The organism is Nonomuraea typhae, from assembly GCF_009760925.1.
Taxonomy (GTDB): domain Bacteria; phylum Actinomycetota; class Actinomycetes; order Streptosporangiales; family Streptosporangiaceae; genus Nonomuraea; species Nonomuraea typhae.
Genome location: NZ_VRLV01000023.1, coordinates 95,062 through 110,669, shown reverse-complemented (window position 1 = coordinate 110,669; position 15,608 = coordinate 95,062). Strand labels below are relative to the sequence as shown.

The following is a 15,608-nucleotide window of genomic DNA, read 5'->3' as shown; positions in this document are numbered from 1 at the left end:
GTGAAGGACCGGACGCGGCGACCTCGCATCACCTACCGGGACCGCGTCGAGGAATCGAGCCGTCGGCGGCGATGCGGCGCATCGCCGGGCGGTCCTTCTTGCGGCGGGCCACCTCGGTGAACCCGGCTTCGCGGAAGGCCGATGCGATGCCGGTCATCGCATTGTCCGCGCCCGCGACCTGTCCTGGCCCGGGATCGACGGGGAAGCCTTCGACGACGTGCTGCCCGTTCTCGGCGGCGAAATCGCACGCGGCGCCGATCATCTTCGCCTGCAGCCGAGTGCATGCACCAGCATCCGCGCGCGCCCCCGTTCGAGCCCATGACCTGCTCGAAGTCCTTCCTGGTCTCGAGGGTGAGCGGTGCCGTCGTGAATCCCGTCATGTGGGCGCCTCTTCCTTCCGGGTTCGCAGCCCCTCTCGGGCGTCACCTTCAAAAGAGCTACAGTGGTGACGTTAAGCACATGAGGTCGTTACCGTCAAGTGGCATACGATGGTGATGAGGGCGCGGCCAAGGAGGCTTCAACGTGAACGACGATCCCGGCAACGCGGCGCCCGGCGCGCTGGAATCGGTACGCCGGTTCGTGGACACCCACGACATCTACAACGGCCGCGACGCCCTGGCCGACGTGGAAGCCGCCACCGCCTGGCTGGCCGCTGAGGGGATGCTGAGCAAGGGCCGGCCGATAACCGCACGCGACCTGTCGGCGCTACGGAACCTCCGTGATGCCCTGCGCGAGATGGCCGCGGCCAACACCATGGGTGAGCAGCCGCCTCGCGAGGTCGTCGATGCGTTCAACGATCTCACCGCGCCGCACGCCGCCTCCGTCCGTCTCGACGTGCGGCATGGCTCTTTGGTCGCCTCCAACCGGCCAAGCGAGGACGGGGCCGGGGGCGTCATCGCCGCGCTCGCGGCCGCCGTGCACGAGGCCGTGCTCACGAAGACGTGGACGCGGCTGAAGTCGTGCGACAACCCCGAGTGCCGATGGCTGTTCTACGACGAGTCGCGCAACCGCACGGCGCGCTGGTGCAGCATGCGCGGCTGCGGCAGCATCGTGAAGGCCCGCCGCTACCGCGACAAACAGCGCCGGCGCGCCGCGCACACCCCGTAACCGCGTTCCCCGGACGGCAAGGCATCTGGAAGTAGGCGCGGTAGTCGTCCGCGGTGGAGACGAGGTCCCCGCCGCTGCCCTGGAAGGCCGGCGGCGAGCTCCAGCGTCCGCCCACCGGCTCGTCCCACACGTGGAACTCGCCACTCTGCGGGTTGGGGGCATACAGCGCGGGGAACCGGCCGATCTTCCCCTCGGGCACGTGAGCTGAGCAGGTCCCGGACGGTGATCGGCCGCCGGGCCGGCACCGTGTCGGCCAGCCGGAGGATCAGCAGAGGCGTCTCGATGGCTTCTCGCGTCGGTGAAGCCTTGACGTCACGCGTCCGGGCGGCCTACGGTCCAATAGTTGCTATATCCACGGTTGCTATGACCACCAGTTAGTGAAGGTTAGATGACGCACTTCGTTCTGGACGAGTCGGTCGGGTTCCTCATCAACCGCACGGCGGTGAACCTCAAGCGCGCCCTGCAGCGGGAGTTCCGCCTGCACGGGCACCCGGTGACCGCCGAGCAGTGGGCTTTGCTCAACAGGGTGTGGGAGCAGGGCGGTCTGTCACAGGTCCAGCTGGCCGAGCTGACCTTCAAGGACAAGACCAACGTCACCCGCATGATCGAGGTGCTGGAACGCGACGGGCTCATCCACCGGCGGCAGGACGAGCACGACCGGCGGACCTACCGCATCTACGCCACGACCGAAGGCGCCAAGCTCCGCGATCAGCTGGTGCCGCTGGCGGAGTCCCTGCTCGAGCGGGTCCTGGAGGGGCTCGTGGAAGACGACCTGAATCTCTTCAAACGCATCCTCGGTCAGATCGACCGAAACCTCGATATGACCGGAGCCCTCGGGAGGCAGTAGTGAAAAGGCGGATGCACGCCGCGTTCGGGGCGCTGGCACTGGCGCTCATCGCACTGTTCATGCTCTCCTCCGTGGTCGCCGAGCTCATCGGCGATCATCGGCTGATCTCGACCGTCAAGACGGCGATCCTGATCGGCGTCGTCGTGCTGGTCCTCAGCATGGCGGCGACCGGCGGCTCCGGCCGCGTGCTCGCCGGCAAGGCCCGCGGGCCGGCGATCAAGACCAAGCAGAAGCGCATCGCCGTCACCGCCGTCATCGGCCTGGGCGTCCTGGTCCCATGCGCGATCGTGCTGCAGCGCATGGCCGCCGACGGCTCCTTCGGCACCACGTTCTATCTGATCCAGATGGTCGAGTTCATCGGCGGCGGGGTCAACATCACCCTGGTCAGCCTTAACTTCCGCGACGGCTTGCGGCTGACGGGCCGCATCCGCCGAAAGCCGCGCGTCCTGGCCGGCGCTCCCGGCCGGGCCGAGTGAGGGGACACGAGATGCGATTCGAGGGAAAGACCGCGCTGGTCACCGGCGCCAGCGAGGGCATCGGCTACGCCGTGGCCAAGGCCCTGGCAGTCCAGGGCGCCAACGTCGTGCTCACGGCGCGGCGCACGTTCCCGCTTCAGTCCGCGGCGGTACGGCTCGGCCCGCGCGTGTCGTGGGTGAGCGGCGACATGGCGGAGGAGGAGACCGCCCGGCGCGCCGTCGAGCGTGCGGTGGACACCCACGGCAGCCTGGACCTGCTGGTCTGCAACGCCGGGATCCTGATCCCCGGCGGGGTGGCGGACCAGCCGCTGGAGGTGGTCGATCGCCTGCTCGCGGTCAACCTGCGCGGGACGATCGCGCTCATGAGCGTGGCCGCGCCGGTTCTGGCCAAGAGCGAGTCGGCCGCCGCCGTCCTGGTGACCTCCTCCATCGCCCGCAAGCCCGCGCCGGGGCTCGGCATCTACGGCGCGACCAAGGCGGCGCTGCACTATCTGGTCCCCACCTGGGCCGCCGAGCTCGGCCCGCTGGGCGTGCGGGTCAACGCCGTCTGCGCGGGCATCGTCGACACCCCCGGCCTGCGGGCGGCCGCCGAGATCGTGACCGGGCTGGAGGAGTCGGTGATCGCCACCAATGTGGTCAAGCGGCTCGGGCAGCCCGAGGAGGTCGCCGAGCCGATCCTCACCCTCCTGGACTCGGCGGCCAGTCCTTATGTGACCGGCTCGGTCTGGGACGTCGACGGCGGCTACCAGCTGGGCCGGGCGGGCTGAGGTGGACGGGGCCATGGCTGAGCACGACGTCATCGTGGTCGGGGGCGGGCACAACGGGCTGACGACCGCCGCCTACCTGGCCAAGGCCGGGCTGGACGTGCTGGTCCTTGAGGCCAAGGAGTACGTGGGCGGGGGCGCGGTCACCCAGGAGGTGACCCTGCCCGGCTTCCACCACGACCTGCACGCCATCGCGCACATCTTCATCCAGGCCAGCCCGCTCGTCCGCGACGACGAACTGGGCCTGCTGTCGAGGCACGGGCTGCGCTACGTCTATCCCGACCCCTGCATCTCCGTCGTCTTCCCGGACGGGGACTCCATCTGCTTCTACCGCGACGTGCGCAAGACGGCCGAGTCCATCGCCCGGATCAGCCCGCGCGACGCCGACAACTACCTGCGCTTCTTCGAGTTCGCCGACCCCGTGCTCGACATGCTCCTGGGCGGCTTCTTCGCGCCTCCGCCGCCGCTGGGCGCCATGTTCGCCCAGCTCGACCAGAGCGAGCTCGGCCAGGAGGTGCTGCGCGTGCTGCTGATGAGTCACCTGGAGGTGGCTCAGGAGTGGTTCGAGCACGACAAGGTCAAGGCGGCGCTGGCGCGCTGGGTCTCGGAGATCCTGGCCGCGCCCGAGGAAGGCGGCACCGGCGCCTTCCTCATGATCATGGTGCCGCTGATCCACCGCTATGGGCTCGGCTTCGCCGTGGGCGGCTCCGGGGCGCTCACGGCGGCCACCGCCCGGGCGCTGGCCTCTTACGGCGGTGTGATCAGCACCAACGCGCCGGTCGAGCGCATCCTGTTCGAGGGGGAGCGGGCCGGCGGGGTACGGCTGGCCTCGGGTGAGGTGCTGCGGGCGCGCAAGGCGGTGGTGGCCAACCTCAACATCGCGCAGATCCCCGAGCTGGTCGAGCACCGCTTCGGCGCCGACTGGCAGCGCAAGGTCGACCGGCTCAAGCCCGCCGGCTTCGTGCTGCTGGTCGGCCACCTCGCGCTCGCCGAGGCGCCGATCTTCCGCGCCGGCCCCGAAGCCACCTCCGCCGGGCTCCAGGAGGTCTGCCTGCCTCTGCCGGAGCTGCGCCAGGCTTTCGACGGGCTCAAGTACGGCCGGCCGGCCTCGATGATGCCGAGCATCGGGGTGGCCAGCGTGTGGGACCCGTCGCGGGCGCCGGAGGGCAGGCACACCCTCTACCTGCTCAGCTTCGTCCCGGCCGAGCTTGCCTCGGGCAGCTGGCGGGAGGTCTTCGAGGAGTCCTTCACGGCCTTCTGCGCGCTGACCACCAACATGAGCTGGTCGAAGGTGCTGGACCACGTCGTGCACGGCCCGGACGAGAGCGAGCGTTTCAACGCCGCGTGGCCGAAAGGCGACCCGGGACATTTCGGCAGCCAGATCTTCCAATTCCTGGGATACCGGCCGTTGCCGAATATGGGGTACCGGTTGCCGGCGGAGTCGCTGTATCTCGTGGGGCCTTCCACGCACCCGGGTTCCGGAATCACGGGTGGCGGGAGAGCGGCGGCCCAATGCATTCTGAGCGATTTGGGTCTCGGCATGGGGGACTAATGTTCCGGAGTTACTCACCGGGCGCGATGTTGAGGTGCGCCCTTGAGTTCTATCTCTTATCAAGGTCAAGCCAGGCGCCAATAGCTTGTTCAGTGCAGCAGGAAACGTGCGACGAGAAAGGGCGCAAAGTGGGGGCGGAGCTCCAGACCTGGACACCCCCTGTGCGGCCGGGAATCGCGGGCTGGTGGCGCAGGTTCGCCGACGCGCTACAGCTCGCCGCCGCGTCGGCCTGCGAGTGCGAATGCGCGCAGGCCGTGCGCGAGGAGCGGCGCCGCCTCCACCGTGATCTCCACGACGATCTGGGTCCCACCCTGGCCGGCCTGCGGTTGCGCCTGTTCACGGTGGCGGAGCGGGTGGCCGACCATCCGGCTGCCCGCCAGCTGGTCTTGGAGGCGGCGGCCGAGGCCGGCCGCCTAATGGGTGAGATCCGCCGGGTCATCGACGACGCCCACCCATGGGATCTGGAGCAGGGCAAGCTGGGCGGGGCGCTGGTGCGCCTGGCCGCCGGGCTCAGCGGCACGGGGGTCGCGGTCACCGCCGATGTGCCCAGCGACCAGCTGGACCTGCCGTGGACCACCGAGCGGGCCGCCTACCGCATCGCCAAGGAGGGCCTGACCAACGCGCTCAAGCACGCCGCCGCCCAGCACGTCCGGCTCCGGCTGGTCGTCGACGAGCAGCACCTGGTGCTGGAGCTGGACGACGACGGCATCGGCCCGCCCTCCCTGCCCGGCGCGCGACGCGGCATGGGCCTGGACTCCATGGAGCAGCGGGCGGCGGAGGCCAGCGGCTACTGCGTGGTGCTGCCCGCCCCCGAGTCCGGCACGCTCGTGCGGGCCGTCCTGCCCAGGAGGGCCGCATGAGCATCCGGGTTCTTCCTGGTGGATGACACGAACGACGCCGGCGACCGGGGGCAGGTCGCCGGCGTCGTCGTCCGGGGGCGGGCGGCGTGACTCAGCCCGTCGCCCCGAGCCTGGCGCCCATCCAGTCGCAGAAGCGCGGGATGAAGTCGTTGAAGTAGTTGGTGGCGACGTGCCGCTCCCCGGGGTATCGGATGAGCTCGGTCTGCCCGGCCGCCCACTCCAGCATGCGCTCGCACGACTCCATCGGGATGATGGAGTCGAGCTCGCCGTGGATGGCCAGCAGCGGCACGCTCAGCGGTGGCACGTCCCTGAGGTTCAGCGAGGTCTTGGCGAGCTCGGCCATCGCGTCGTCATCGGGCATCTCGAAGACGAAGCGGAAGTCCTTGCGCACCATGACGTTGAGGTCGTGGAAGGTGTCGTGGTCGTAGCCGCCGGAGAGGTTGACGCAGGCTTTGAAACCGGGCACCAGCGCGGCGGCGCGCGCGGCGAGGTAACCGCCGTAGCTCACCCCGAAGATGCCCATCCGGTCGCGGTCCACCTCCGGCTGCTTGTTGACCTCCTCCAGCACCGCCGCCACGACACGCTCGAAGTCGACGGCCATCGGGGTGTGGCCCAGCAGCAGCCCCTGCCCCGGCCCGTCGAACACGACGGCCGCCATGCCGCGGGCCAGGAACTCCCGGGCGAAGGCGTAGAGCTCGACCTCCTTGGCCGCGTCGAGGCCGTTGATCAGGATGACCGTCGGCCACGGCCCCGCACCCTCCGGCGCCAGCAGATAGCCGGGCAGCTCCAGGTCGCCGTAGGGGACGGTGAACGGCCGCACGGTCTCCTTCAGGTACGGCAGGCCACGCTCGAAGACCTCGGTCACCCTGGCCCGGCTGGCGTTCTTCTTCTCCGGGGCGTCGAAGTACATGAACTCGGCGAAGTGGTGGCAGGCTGCGGCCCGGCGGAAGGCGTACCTGGCGGTCTCCGGGAAGCCGCCGGCCACCGCCTCGTCCGCGCGGCGCTCGTAATGCTCGCCTCGCGCGGTCCAGCGGGTGTGCCAGTCGTCCCAGTCCTCGAAGGTGCTGACCTTGCGCAGGTCCTTCAGCACCAGGGTGATGTCGCCCCAGTCGAGCCCGGTCAGGCCCAGCCGGCTGAAGAACAGCTCGCAGTTCTCGAAGGTCTCCGCGGTGATGCCGTTGGCCTCGGTCCGCGCGCCGTAGGCGTCGCGCAGATCCTCGGACTCCCCGCGCTCCAGGTAGTCGCGCAGCTCTCCCAGCACCCGTTCGGTGGTGCTGTGGATGGTCGCGGCCAGTTCCTGGGCGGTGACCTCGATGCCCTCCTCGGGGATGAAGTGGTGCTTGATCTCCAGCCGGGCGCCCGCCTCGTCCGGCTTGACCTGCCAGCTCCCGTTCATCATCGCGATCGCGGGAGGCAGGGAGAGCATCTCGAAGCCGATGTAGGTCTGCGCCGCGTTGTAGTAGCGGTGCGAGCGCACGACGTTCTCGCCCAGGTCGTTGATGACCCGCATTTCCATGATGACCTCGCCGTCGCCGACGGTGGTGTGCGTCATCGACTGGACGGAGCTGAAGATCCGCGGCCATCGGTCCAGGTCGGTGCAGGCCTCGTACACGCGAGCCGACGGGCTCCTGACGACGATCGAGTTCTCGACAGTGTGCATGGATGGGACCTCGAATTCGGACGCGTCGGTTGTCAGCCGCAGTGTCGGCGCCGCCACTCGAGATCCTCTGGAGGTCCGGTCGAAGGGGTGACGGGGTCCGTCTTCCGGGTACGGCAGGCGCGCTTCGAGCACGACTCAAGACGGCGGGGGGACAGTCGGTCCCATGTCATTCGCCGGTGAGCCCCGCCTGATCGAGGTGGCGGGCGACGTTTACGCCTACGAGCAGCCCGACGGCGGCTGGTGCCTCAACAACGCCGGATTCGTCGTTGGCGAGCACACCGTGACCGTGATCGACACCGCGGCGACGCAGGCCAGGGCCGAGGCCCTGCGCGCGGCGATCGCCTCGGTCACCCCCGCGGTGCCGGACACCATCGTCAACACCCACTTCCACGGTGACCACGTCTTCGGCAACTTCGTCTTCGGGCCGCAGGCCACGGTGCTCGCGCACCGCCGTACACGGGACGAGGTGCTCGCCACCGGCCTGGCCCTGCAGGGGCTCTGGCCGGGGGTGGAGTGGGGGCGGATCGAACTGCGGGCGCCGACCGTGGCGTTGTCGGGCGAGACCGGTCTCCACGTCGGCGACCTCGAGCTCCGCCTGCACCATCTGGGCCCGGCGCACACCGTCGGCGACACCGTGGCCTGGCTGCCGCGCTCGCGGGTGCTGTTCGCCGGTGACCTGGTCTTCGCCGGCGCGACGCCGTTCGTGCTCATGGGATCGGTCCAGGGGAGCCTGGAGGCGCTGGAGCGGCTGCGCGCGCTGGATCCGGTCACGGTGGTGCCCGGGCACGGGCCGGTGAGCGGGCCGGAGGTGCTCGAGGCCAACGCCGCCTACCTGCGATGGCTGCAGGGGCTGGCCAAGGAGGGGGTGGCGGCCGGGCTGACGCCGCTGGAACTGGCCCGTTGCGCCGGTCCCGGGCCTTTCGGCGAGCTGAACGAGGCGGAGCGGCTGGTGGCCAACCTTCATCGGGCCTATGCGGAAGAGCGCGGACTGGCTCCTGGCAGCCCGCTCGACGTCGTGGCGATATTTGGAGAACTCGTCGAGTACCACGGTCGCTTGCCCGAGTGCCATGCGTGAGGGCTGAGCCGGAAGGGGTTTGCGGTGTCAGGTCGTCCCGGGTTCGGCGAGGACGGCCTGGCCGGTGCGGATGACGACCTTCTGGCTGGTCAGGGCCTGTAGCCGGCGGGCCGGCGTGCAGGCCGGCCGGTGGTTGCCCCTGCCGCGGCCCGTGCCCTTCTTGCGCCCTGCCCGTCTCGTGGGGCTGTGGGCAACGCCGTGCGGCCCTTGAAGCAGCGCCCGGCGACCAAACTAATTAACGGCCTCACCCGCGCCATAGATGAGCCGACGTCGGCTTGTAACCCGCCTCCATTTTCCCGCCGGAGCGCCGTCCCGAATAGGGACGGGGGAACTAATGGGCGGTAAACCGGCAGGAAAATCCGCGACCTCTTCCACTTTCGAGTCAGCCTAATTGGCGGTAAATCGGCAGGGAAAATCCATGGCCTTCCACTTTCGAGCCAGCCTCGAGTCCTGATCGAGCAGATCCGCCAAGGATTCTGGCTAATCCGATATTTCGCGAGATGGGAGGCGTCATATGAACCGCCGGGTGGTGATCACGGGAATCGGCGTCGTCGCGCCGGAGGGCATCGGCACCAAGGCGTTCTGGGAGCTGCTCTCCTCAGGGCGTACGGCGACGCGCACCATCACACAGTGCGATCCCGGGAGGTTCCGCTCCCAGGTGGCCGCCGAGTGCGACTTCGATCCGGTCGCGCACGGCCTGACTCCGCAGGAGATCAGGCGGATGGACCGGGCGGCGCAGTTCGCGGTCGTGTCGGCGCGGGAGGCGATCGCGGACAGCGGGCTGGAGGCGGGCGAGTACGCCCCCGAGCGGCTGGCCGTGAGCATCGGCAGCGCGATCGGGTGCACCCGCAGCCTGGAGCGCGAGTACGTGGTCATCAGTGACGGGGGCCGCACCTGGCTGACCGACCACCGCTACGGCGTGCCCCATTTCTACGACTACTTCGTGCCCAGCTCGCTGGCGGCCGAGGTCGCCTGGACGGCCGGCGCGGAAGGGCCGGTGGCGGTGGTCTCCACCGGCTGCACCTCCGGGCTCGACGCGGTGGGCCACGCCATCGAGCTGATCAGGGAGGGCTCGGCCGACGCGATGATCGCCGGCGCCACCGACGCGCCGATCAGCCCCATCACCCTGGCTTGCTTCGACGCCATCAAGGCCACCACCCCGCGCAACGACGATCCGCGGACGGCCTCACGTCCCTTCGACCGCACCAGAAACGGGTTCGTCCTGGGGGAGGGGGCGGCCGTCTTCGTCCTGGAGGAGCTGGGACGGGCCACGCGCCGGGGCGCCCACATCTACGCCGAGGTGGCGGGCTTCGCCGCCCGGTGCAACGCCCACCACATGACGGGGCTGCGGCCAGACGGGCGGGAGATGGCCGCGGCCGTCACCGCCGCGCTCGACGAGGCACGGCTGAACCCCGAGGCGGTCGACTACATCAACGCGCACGGCTCGGGCACCAAGCAGAACGACCGGCACGAGACCGCGGCGTTCAAGCTCTCGCTCGGGGCCCACGCCTACGAGACCCCCGTCAGCTCCATCAAGTCCATGGTCGGGCACTCGCTCGGGGCGATCGGCTCCATCGAGATCGCGGCCAGTGCCCTGGCCATCGAGCACTGCCTGGTGCCGCCGACCGCCAACCTCCACGAGCCGGACCCCGAATGTGATCTGGACTACGTGCCGCTGGTCGCCCGGGAGCGGCAGGTGGACACGGTGCTGAGCGTGGGCAGCGGCTTCGGCGGCTTCCAGAGCGCCATGGTGCTCACCCGGCCGGATCGGCGGGCGGCGTGAGCGCGCCGATGAGGGCCGGTGCGGCGGCGGGGGCAGGGCCCGGCACCATAACCCCGGTGGTGACCGGGCTGGGGGTGGCGGCGCCCAACGGGCTCGGCGCGGAGGCGTTCTGGGAGGCGACCGTGCAAGGCCGGTCGGGCATCGCGCGGATCACCCGCTTCGACCCCGCCCAGTACCCGGCCCGGCTGGCCGGGGAGGTCAAGGACTTCCGCCCCGCCGAGCACCTGCCCAGCAGGCTGGTGCCGCAGACCGACCACATGACCCGCCTGGCGCTCGTCGCCGCACAGGAGGCGCTGGCCGACTCCGGCGCGGACCTGTCCGCCCTCGACGAACTGGAGCTGGGGGTGGTGACGGCGGCGGGTTCCGGCGGGTTCGAGTTCGCCCATCGGGAGCTGGAGAAGCTCTGGAGCAAGGGCCCCGAGCACGTCAGCGCCTACCAGTCCTTCGCCTGGTTCTACGCGGTCAACAGCGGCCAGATCTCCATCCGGCACAACCTGCGCGGACCCAGCGGCGTCCTGGTCACCGACCAGGCGGGCGGGCTGGACGCGCTGGCCCAGGCCCGCCGCCAGTTCCGCAAGGGCGCCGCCCTGGTCGTGACCGGGGGCGTGGACGGCTCGCTGTGCCCCTGGGGGTGGGTGGCCCAGCTGACCACCGGCCACGTGAGCACAGCCGAGGATCCGGGTGCCGCCTTCCTGCCGTTCAGCGGCCAGGCTCACGGGTTCGTGCCGGGCGAGGGCGGGGCGATCCTCGTCCTGGAGCGGGAGCCGCGTCCCGGACGCCGGCCGTACGGGCGGGTCGCCGGATACGCCGCGACCTTCGACCCCAAGCCCGGCGCCGGCCGCCCGCCCGGGCTGTCCCGCGCGATCGAGCTGGCCCTCACCGACGCCGGGGTACGGCCAGGCGAGGTGGACGTGGTCTTCGCCGACGCCGCCGGCGTGCCCGAACTGGACAGCTCCGAGGCGGCGGCGCTGCGGGCGGTGTTCGGCCCGCGCGGCGTACCGGTGACCGCGCCCAAGACCATGACGGGCCGCCTCTACTCCGGAGGCGCGGCGCTCGACCTCGCGACCGCGCTGCTGAGCATCAAGCACGACCTCGTCCCGCCCACCGTCAACGTCGCCGAGCCGCTCGAGGAGTACGCGCTCGACCTGGTGACCGAGGCCAGGTCCACGCGCGTCGACACCGCCCTGGTGCTGGCGCGCGGCCACGGCGGCTTCAACGCGGCGGTGGTCCTGCGAGCACCCGGCTGATCCGCGCCGGTCCGACGGGACCCGGCTGAACCCCATCGACAAGGAGAAGATCATGGCCACCTTCACCCAAGACGATCTCGTCCGGATCATGAGCCAGGTGGCGGGGGAGAGCGCGGAGATCACCTCCGTGGCCGACATCGCCGACGTGTCCTTCGGCCACCTGGGCTACGACTCGCTGGCGCTGCTGGAGACGGCCGCCCGGATCGAGAAGGAGTTCTCCGTGATCCTGGCCGACGACACCTTCCTGGCCGCCGACACCCCGCGCCGCCTGGTCGAGCTGGTAACCGCAGCCCAAGGAGCAGCCGCATGAGCGAATGGCGCATGTGCCCGGGCTGCCGGCACCTGGTGTACGGCAGGAAGATCGAGCGCAACCTCGAGGTCTGCCCGGAGTGCGAACACCACTTCCCGCTCAGCGCTTCCCGGCGCCTGGAGCAGCTGCTGGATCCCGATGCCGAGCTGCTCGACTTCCCCGTGGAGACGCGCGACCCCCTGGGCTTCGTCGACAGCCTGCCGTACCCCGACCGGATCGCCCGCGCGCGGCGGCGCACCGGCCTCACGGAGGCGGTGCTCTGCGCCAGGGGCCGGATCGAGGGCCAGCCCGTGGCGGTGGCGGTCATGGACTTCGCCTTCCTGGGCGGCAGCCTCGGCGCCGCAGTGGGAGAGATGATCACCAGGACCGCCGAGCGCGCGCTCCACGAGCACCTCCCGCTGCTGATCGTCACGGCCTCGGGCGGCGCGCGGATGCAGGAGGGGCCCGTCTCGCTCATGCAGATGGCCAAGACCAGCCAGGTCCTCGGCACGCTCCAGCAGGCCGGGCTGATGACCGTCTCGCTGGTCACCGATCCCACCTTCGGCGGGGTGGCCGCCTCCTTCGCGACGCTGACCGATGTGATCGTCTGCGAGCCGCGGGCCCGGCTGGGTTTCGCCGGTCGCCGGGTCATCGAGCAGACCATCCGCGAACAGCTTCCCGCCGACTTCCAGACCGCCGAATTCCTGCTGGAACACGGCATGGTGGACATGATCAGGCGGCGCTCCGAGCTTCGGCCGACGCTGGCCAGGATCCTGTCGGCGGGCACCCGGCGGCCCCGGCCGGCCGCGCCCGCGGGCCCGGCGCAGGCGCCCGCCGCGACACCGGGCGAGGTGCTGGTCGAGGAAGCCGCGCGGCTGCCCGCCCGAGAGCCGTGGGAAGTCGTACGGCAGGCGAGGGACCTGCGGCGGCCCACGGCTCTCGACTATTTCCACCTCGTGCTGGACGACTTCGACGAGCTGCGCGGAGACCGCATCGCGGCCGACTGCCCGGCCATCGTGGGCGGCATCGGGCGGCTGGAGGGCCTGCCCCTGGTGGTGATCGGCCACCAGAAGGGACACGACGCCGCCGAGCTGTCGCGGCGCAACTTCGGCATGGCCAGCCCCTCGGGCTACCGCAAAGCCGCCCGGCTCATCCGCCTGGCCGACCGGCTCGGCCTGCCCGTGCTGACGCTGGTGGACACGCCGGGCGCCTACCCGGGTAAGAGCGCGGAGGAGAACGGGCAGGCGGTCGCGATCGCCGAGAACCTGCGGCTGCTGGCCGGCGTCTCCGTTCCGGTCGTCTGCGTCATCACCGGCGAGGGCGGCAGCGGCGGCGCCCTGGCCCTGGCCGTCGCCGACCGGGTGCTGATCCTGGAGAACGCCGTCTACTCGGTCATCACCCCGGAGGGCTGCGCGGCCATTCTCTGGAACGACCCGGCCGCCGCTCCGAGGGCCGCTGCCGCGCTCCGTGTGGACCCGCGCTCGCTGCTGGAGCTGGGAATCGTGGACGGCGTGATCCGCGAGCCGGAGGGCGGGGCGGCGGCCGACCACCTGGCGGCGGCCGAGCGGCTGCGCATGGTGTGCGCCGGCGCTCTGCGCGCGCTCGCCTCGCTCGACGAGGGCGAGCTGCTGCGCCGCCGATACCGGCGCTATCGGGCCTTCGGCGGGGTGGGCGCGCAGGAGGAGGTGCTGGTCTCATGAGCGCGGACACCGACCCGCTGGTGGAGGCGTTCGCCCGGGACGGGCGGGGTGAGGAGCGTGAGCGGGCCCTGGAGTCGGTGCGCGCCAGCGCCACCCTCCTGCTGTCCGAGCTGCGCCGGCCGCCGACCATGCTGCGGCTGCGGGCCGGGGAGGTCGCAGTCGAACTGCGCTGGGAGGAGCCGGTCACGGTGGCGGCGCCCGCCCCGGCGGCGCCGCAGACCCTCGCCCCGACGGCCACGCCGCCGGGCGCCCCGGCCATGCCGCAGGAGCCCGCCCTGACGGCGACGCCGGAACCCGAGCGGGAGCTGACGTTCGTGCGCTCGCCCACGGTCGGCGTCTTCTACCTCGCCCCCGAGCCCGGCGCGGCCCCCTTCGTCGCGGAAGGCGACCAGGTGGCGCCCGGGCAGCAGGTCGGCATCGTCGAGGTGATGAAGATGATGATCCCCGTGGAAGCCGGCTGCCACGGCCGGGTGGTCAGCGTCATGAAGCCGGACGCCGCCCCGGTCGAGTTCGACGAGCAGCTGCTCAGCCTGGAACCGGTGGGGTAGCCGTGTTCGACAGGGTACTGATCGCCAACCGTGGCGAGATCGCGGTGCGGGTCGCGCGGGCCTGCCGTGAGCTGGGAATCGGGGTCGTGGCGGTCTACTCCGACGTGGACCGCGACTCGGCCGTGGTGCGCATGGCCGACGAGGCCGTCCGCATCGGTCCCGCTCCGGCCAGGCGGAGCTATCTCTACATCCCCGCCGTGATCGAGGCGGCACTGCGCACCGGCGCCGACGCCCTCCACCCCGGCTACGGCTTCCTGTCGGAGGACCCGGACCTGGCCCGGGTCTGCCACGACAACGGCATCGTCTTCATCGGCCCGCCCCCCGAGGTGATGGAACGCCTCGGCGACAAGGTCTCGGCCAGGACGCTGATGACCGAGGCCGGCCTGCCTCTCCTGCCCGGGAGCCTGGAGCCGCTCGGCAGCGCCGAGGAGGCGGCGAGGCTGGCCAGGCGGACCGGCTATCCGCTCATCCTGAAGGCCGCCGCAGGGGGCGGCGGCCGCGGCATGCAGATCGTGCGGAGCGAGCACGAGCTGGCACGGGCCTACCGCCAGACCCGGGCGACCGCCCAGGCCCTCTTCGGCGACCCGCGCGTCTACGCCGAGCGCTACCTGCCCAGGGCGCGGCACGTAGAGATCCAGATCCTGGCCGACCGCCACGGCAACGTCATCCACCTGGGCGAGCGCGACTGCACCGTGCAGCGAAGGCACCAGAAGCTGCTGGAGGAGAGCCCCGCGCCGAGCCTGCCCGAGGGCGTGGCCAGGGAGATGGGCGAACGCGCCGTCGCCGGGGCGATGGCGGCGGGCTACGTGGGGGCGGGCACCTTCGAGTTCCTCGTCGACCCCGACGGGGGCTACTACTTCATGGAAGTCAACACCCGCATCCAGGTCGAGCACCCGGTCACCGAGATGGTCACCGGGGTGGACCTGGTGCAGGAACAGCTGCGCGTCGCCTGGGGGCTTCCGCTGGCCATCAAGCAGGAGGACGTCGTGCTGCGCGGCGCCTGCCTGGAGGCCCGCATCAACGCCGAGGATCCGGCACGGGACTTCGCCCCGGCCCCCGGCACGCTGACCGAGTTCGCCGCCCCGGGCGGGCCGTTCGTCCGGCTGGACACCCACGCCTACCCCGGCTACCGCATCCCGCCGACCTACGACTCGCTCCTGGCCAAGCTGCTGGTCTGGGCGCCCGACCGGGAGCAGGCGCTGGCCAGGATGCGGCGAGCCCTCGCCGAGCTGCGCGTGGCCGGGCCGGGCGTGGCGACCACCGCGTCCTTCCTGGCGCGGGTGATCGACGAGCCGGCGTTCCGATCGGCCACGCACACCACCTCGCTGGTGCAGGAGATGACATGAGCGTGCACCAGTACGTCCCCCGTTGCGGCACCGGCGGTTTCGGCCTGACCCACCTCCTCAGCCCGGCGCGCACCCGGCGGGCCCGGAGCCGGCGGTCAGCAAGGCCACCCTGAACTACCAGGTCGAGTGGGCGTGCACAGCCACAACGCGGCTGGCTGGGACCACCTGACCTTCGAGGGTTTCCCGGCGGTCGATGACGACGCAGTTCACCCGGCTGGGCTGCGGCTCCTCGCCGGCCGCGCCGCTCGTCCTCGACCTGGCTCGTCTGCCGGCCGTCGCGTACCGCGCCGGCTCAGCGGTCTCATCCCCGAGCTGGCGTGATCCGCCCGGCACCCAAGGGCCGCCTCCCGGCAG

General features: G+C 71.2%; 15 protein-coding genes. 13 read left to right on the top strand and 2 right to left on the bottom strand.

Going from position 1 to position 15,608, the window contains the following annotated elements; genetic code table 11:
- Positions 1-28: 28 nt before the first annotated feature.
- Entirely contained in the window at positions 29-262 is a 234-nt protein-coding gene (locus FVE25_RS50675) for a hypothetical protein (RefSeq protein WP_157254580.1), read from the bottom strand.
- A 260-nt stretch (positions 263-522) separates the two neighbouring features.
- Here FVE25_RS50675 and FVE25_RS50670 point away from each other — a divergent pair, with 260 nt between their 5' ends.
- From FVE25_RS50670 to FVE25_RS50645, 6 genes are all read left to right on the top strand, one after another.
- Positions 523-1,107 carry a CGNR zinc finger domain-containing protein gene (locus FVE25_RS50670; RefSeq protein WP_157254579.1) on the top strand — a complete coding sequence of 195 codons (585 nt, stop codon included), beginning with the start codon at positions 523-525 and terminating at the stop codon, positions 1,105-1,107.
- 388 nt (positions 1,108-1,495) lie between these two features.
- Entirely contained in the window at positions 1,496-1,954 is a 459-nt protein-coding gene (locus FVE25_RS50665) for a MarR family winged helix-turn-helix transcriptional regulator (protein ID WP_157254578.1), read from the top strand.
- Positions 1,954-2,430: a hypothetical protein gene (locus FVE25_RS50660; protein ID WP_157254577.1), complete on the top strand. Its 477-nt coding sequence runs from the start codon at positions 1,954-1,956 to the stop codon at positions 2,428-2,430. The genes FVE25_RS50665 and FVE25_RS50660 overlap by 1 nt, the downstream gene beginning before the upstream one ends.
- Positions 2,431-2,441: 11 nt before the next feature.
- Positions 2,442-3,197, top strand: coding sequence for an SDR family NAD(P)-dependent oxidoreductase (locus tag FVE25_RS50655; RefSeq protein WP_157254576.1), 756 nt, complete (start codon positions 2,442-2,444; stop codon positions 3,195-3,197).
- A gap of 13 nt (positions 3,198-3,210) precedes the next feature.
- Positions 3,211-4,746, top strand: a complete 1,536-nt coding sequence (locus FVE25_RS50650) for a phytoene desaturase family protein (RefSeq protein ID WP_157254575.1) — start codon at positions 3,211-3,213, stop codon at positions 4,744-4,746.
- A 161-nt stretch (positions 4,747-4,907) separates the two neighbouring features.
- Positions 4,908-5,606: a sensor histidine kinase gene (locus FVE25_RS50645; RefSeq protein WP_157254574.1), complete on the top strand. Its 699-nt coding sequence runs from the start codon at positions 4,908-4,910 to the stop codon at positions 5,604-5,606.
- 91 nt (positions 5,607-5,697) lie between these two features.
- Here FVE25_RS50645 and FVE25_RS50640 read toward each other — a convergent pair whose 3' ends face one another.
- The gene (locus FVE25_RS50640; protein ID WP_157254573.1) at positions 5,698-7,266 is read right to left on the bottom strand and encodes an alpha/beta hydrolase; all 1,569 of its coding nucleotides are present in this window, start codon (positions 7,264-7,266) and stop codon (positions 5,698-5,700) included.
- A gap of 163 nt (positions 7,267-7,429) precedes the next feature.
- Between FVE25_RS50640 and FVE25_RS50635 the strand changes: the two genes are divergently transcribed.
- The 7 genes from FVE25_RS50635 (at position 7,430) to accC (ending at position 15,254) form a co-directional block, all read left to right on the top strand.
- Entirely contained in the window at positions 7,430-8,341 is a 912-nt protein-coding gene (locus FVE25_RS50635; RefSeq protein ID WP_157254572.1) for an MBL fold metallo-hydrolase, read from the top strand.
- 514 nt (positions 8,342-8,855) lie between these two features.
- Positions 8,856-10,124 carry a beta-ketoacyl-[acyl-carrier-protein] synthase family protein gene (locus tag FVE25_RS50630; RefSeq protein WP_157254571.1) on the top strand — a complete coding sequence of 423 codons (1,269 nt, stop codon included), beginning with the start codon at positions 8,856-8,858 and terminating at the stop codon, positions 10,122-10,124.
- Positions 10,125-10,132: 8 nt separating this feature from the next.
- Entirely contained in the window at positions 10,133-11,371 is a 1,239-nt protein-coding gene (locus tag FVE25_RS50625; protein WP_157254640.1) for a ketosynthase chain-length factor, read from the top strand.
- Positions 11,372-11,423: 52 nt separating this feature from the next.
- Positions 11,424-11,681 (top strand): acyl carrier protein, encoded by a 258-nt coding sequence (locus FVE25_RS50620; protein WP_157254570.1) that lies wholly within the window; start codon positions 11,424-11,426, stop codon positions 11,679-11,681.
- A complete protein-coding gene (gene accA, locus FVE25_RS50615) occupies positions 11,678-13,360 on the top strand; it encodes an acetyl-CoA carboxylase carboxyl transferase subunit alpha (protein WP_157254569.1) in 1,683 nt (560 codons plus the stop codon). The genes FVE25_RS50620 and accA overlap by 4 nt, the downstream gene beginning before the upstream one ends.
- Complete coding sequence (locus tag FVE25_RS50610; protein ID WP_157254568.1) at positions 13,357-13,908, top strand: acetyl-CoA carboxylase biotin carboxyl carrier protein; 552 nt, start codon at positions 13,357-13,359, stop codon at positions 13,906-13,908. Before accA ends, FVE25_RS50610 begins: the two co-directional genes overlap by 4 nt.
- A 2-nt stretch (positions 13,909-13,910) precedes the next feature.
- Positions 13,911-15,254: an acetyl-CoA carboxylase biotin carboxylase subunit gene (gene accC, locus FVE25_RS50605; RefSeq protein ID WP_157254567.1), complete on the top strand. Its 1,344-nt coding sequence runs from the start codon at positions 13,911-13,913 to the stop codon at positions 15,252-15,254.
- Positions 15,255-15,608 lie beyond the last annotated feature (354 nt).

Coding starts and splice junctions, on each gene's coding strand:
- FVE25_RS50675 (WP_157254580.1), bottom strand. CDS start 262: ATGATCGGCGCCGCGTGCGATTTCGCCGCCGAGAACGGGCAGCACGTC.
- FVE25_RS50665 (WP_157254578.1), top strand. CDS start 1,496: ATGACGCACTTCGTTCTGGACGAGTCGGTCGGGTTCCTCATCAACCGC.
- FVE25_RS50655 (WP_157254576.1), top strand. CDS start 2,442: ATGCGATTCGAGGGAAAGACCGCGCTGGTCACCGGCGCCAGCGAGGGC.
- FVE25_RS50650 (WP_157254575.1), top strand. CDS start 3,211: ATGGCTGAGCACGACGTCATCGTGGTCGGGGGCGGGCACAACGGGCTG.
- FVE25_RS50640 (WP_157254573.1), bottom strand. CDS start 7,266: ATGCACACTGTCGAGAACTCGATCGTCGTCAGGAGCCCGTCGGCTCGC.
- FVE25_RS50635 (WP_157254572.1), top strand. CDS start 7,430: ATGTCATTCGCCGGTGAGCCCCGCCTGATCGAGGTGGCGGGCGACGTT.
- FVE25_RS50630 (WP_157254571.1), top strand. CDS start 8,856: ATGAACCGCCGGGTGGTGATCACGGGAATCGGCGTCGTCGCGCCGGAG.
- FVE25_RS50625 (WP_157254640.1), top strand. CDS start 10,133: ATGAGGGCCGGTGCGGCGGCGGGGGCAGGGCCCGGCACCATAACCCCG.
- FVE25_RS50620 (WP_157254570.1), top strand. CDS start 11,424: ATGGCCACCTTCACCCAAGACGATCTCGTCCGGATCATGAGCCAGGTG.
- accA (WP_157254569.1), top strand. CDS start 11,678: ATGAGCGAATGGCGCATGTGCCCGGGCTGCCGGCACCTGGTGTACGGC.
- FVE25_RS50610 (WP_157254568.1), top strand. CDS start 13,357: ATGAGCGCGGACACCGACCCGCTGGTGGAGGCGTTCGCCCGGGACGGG.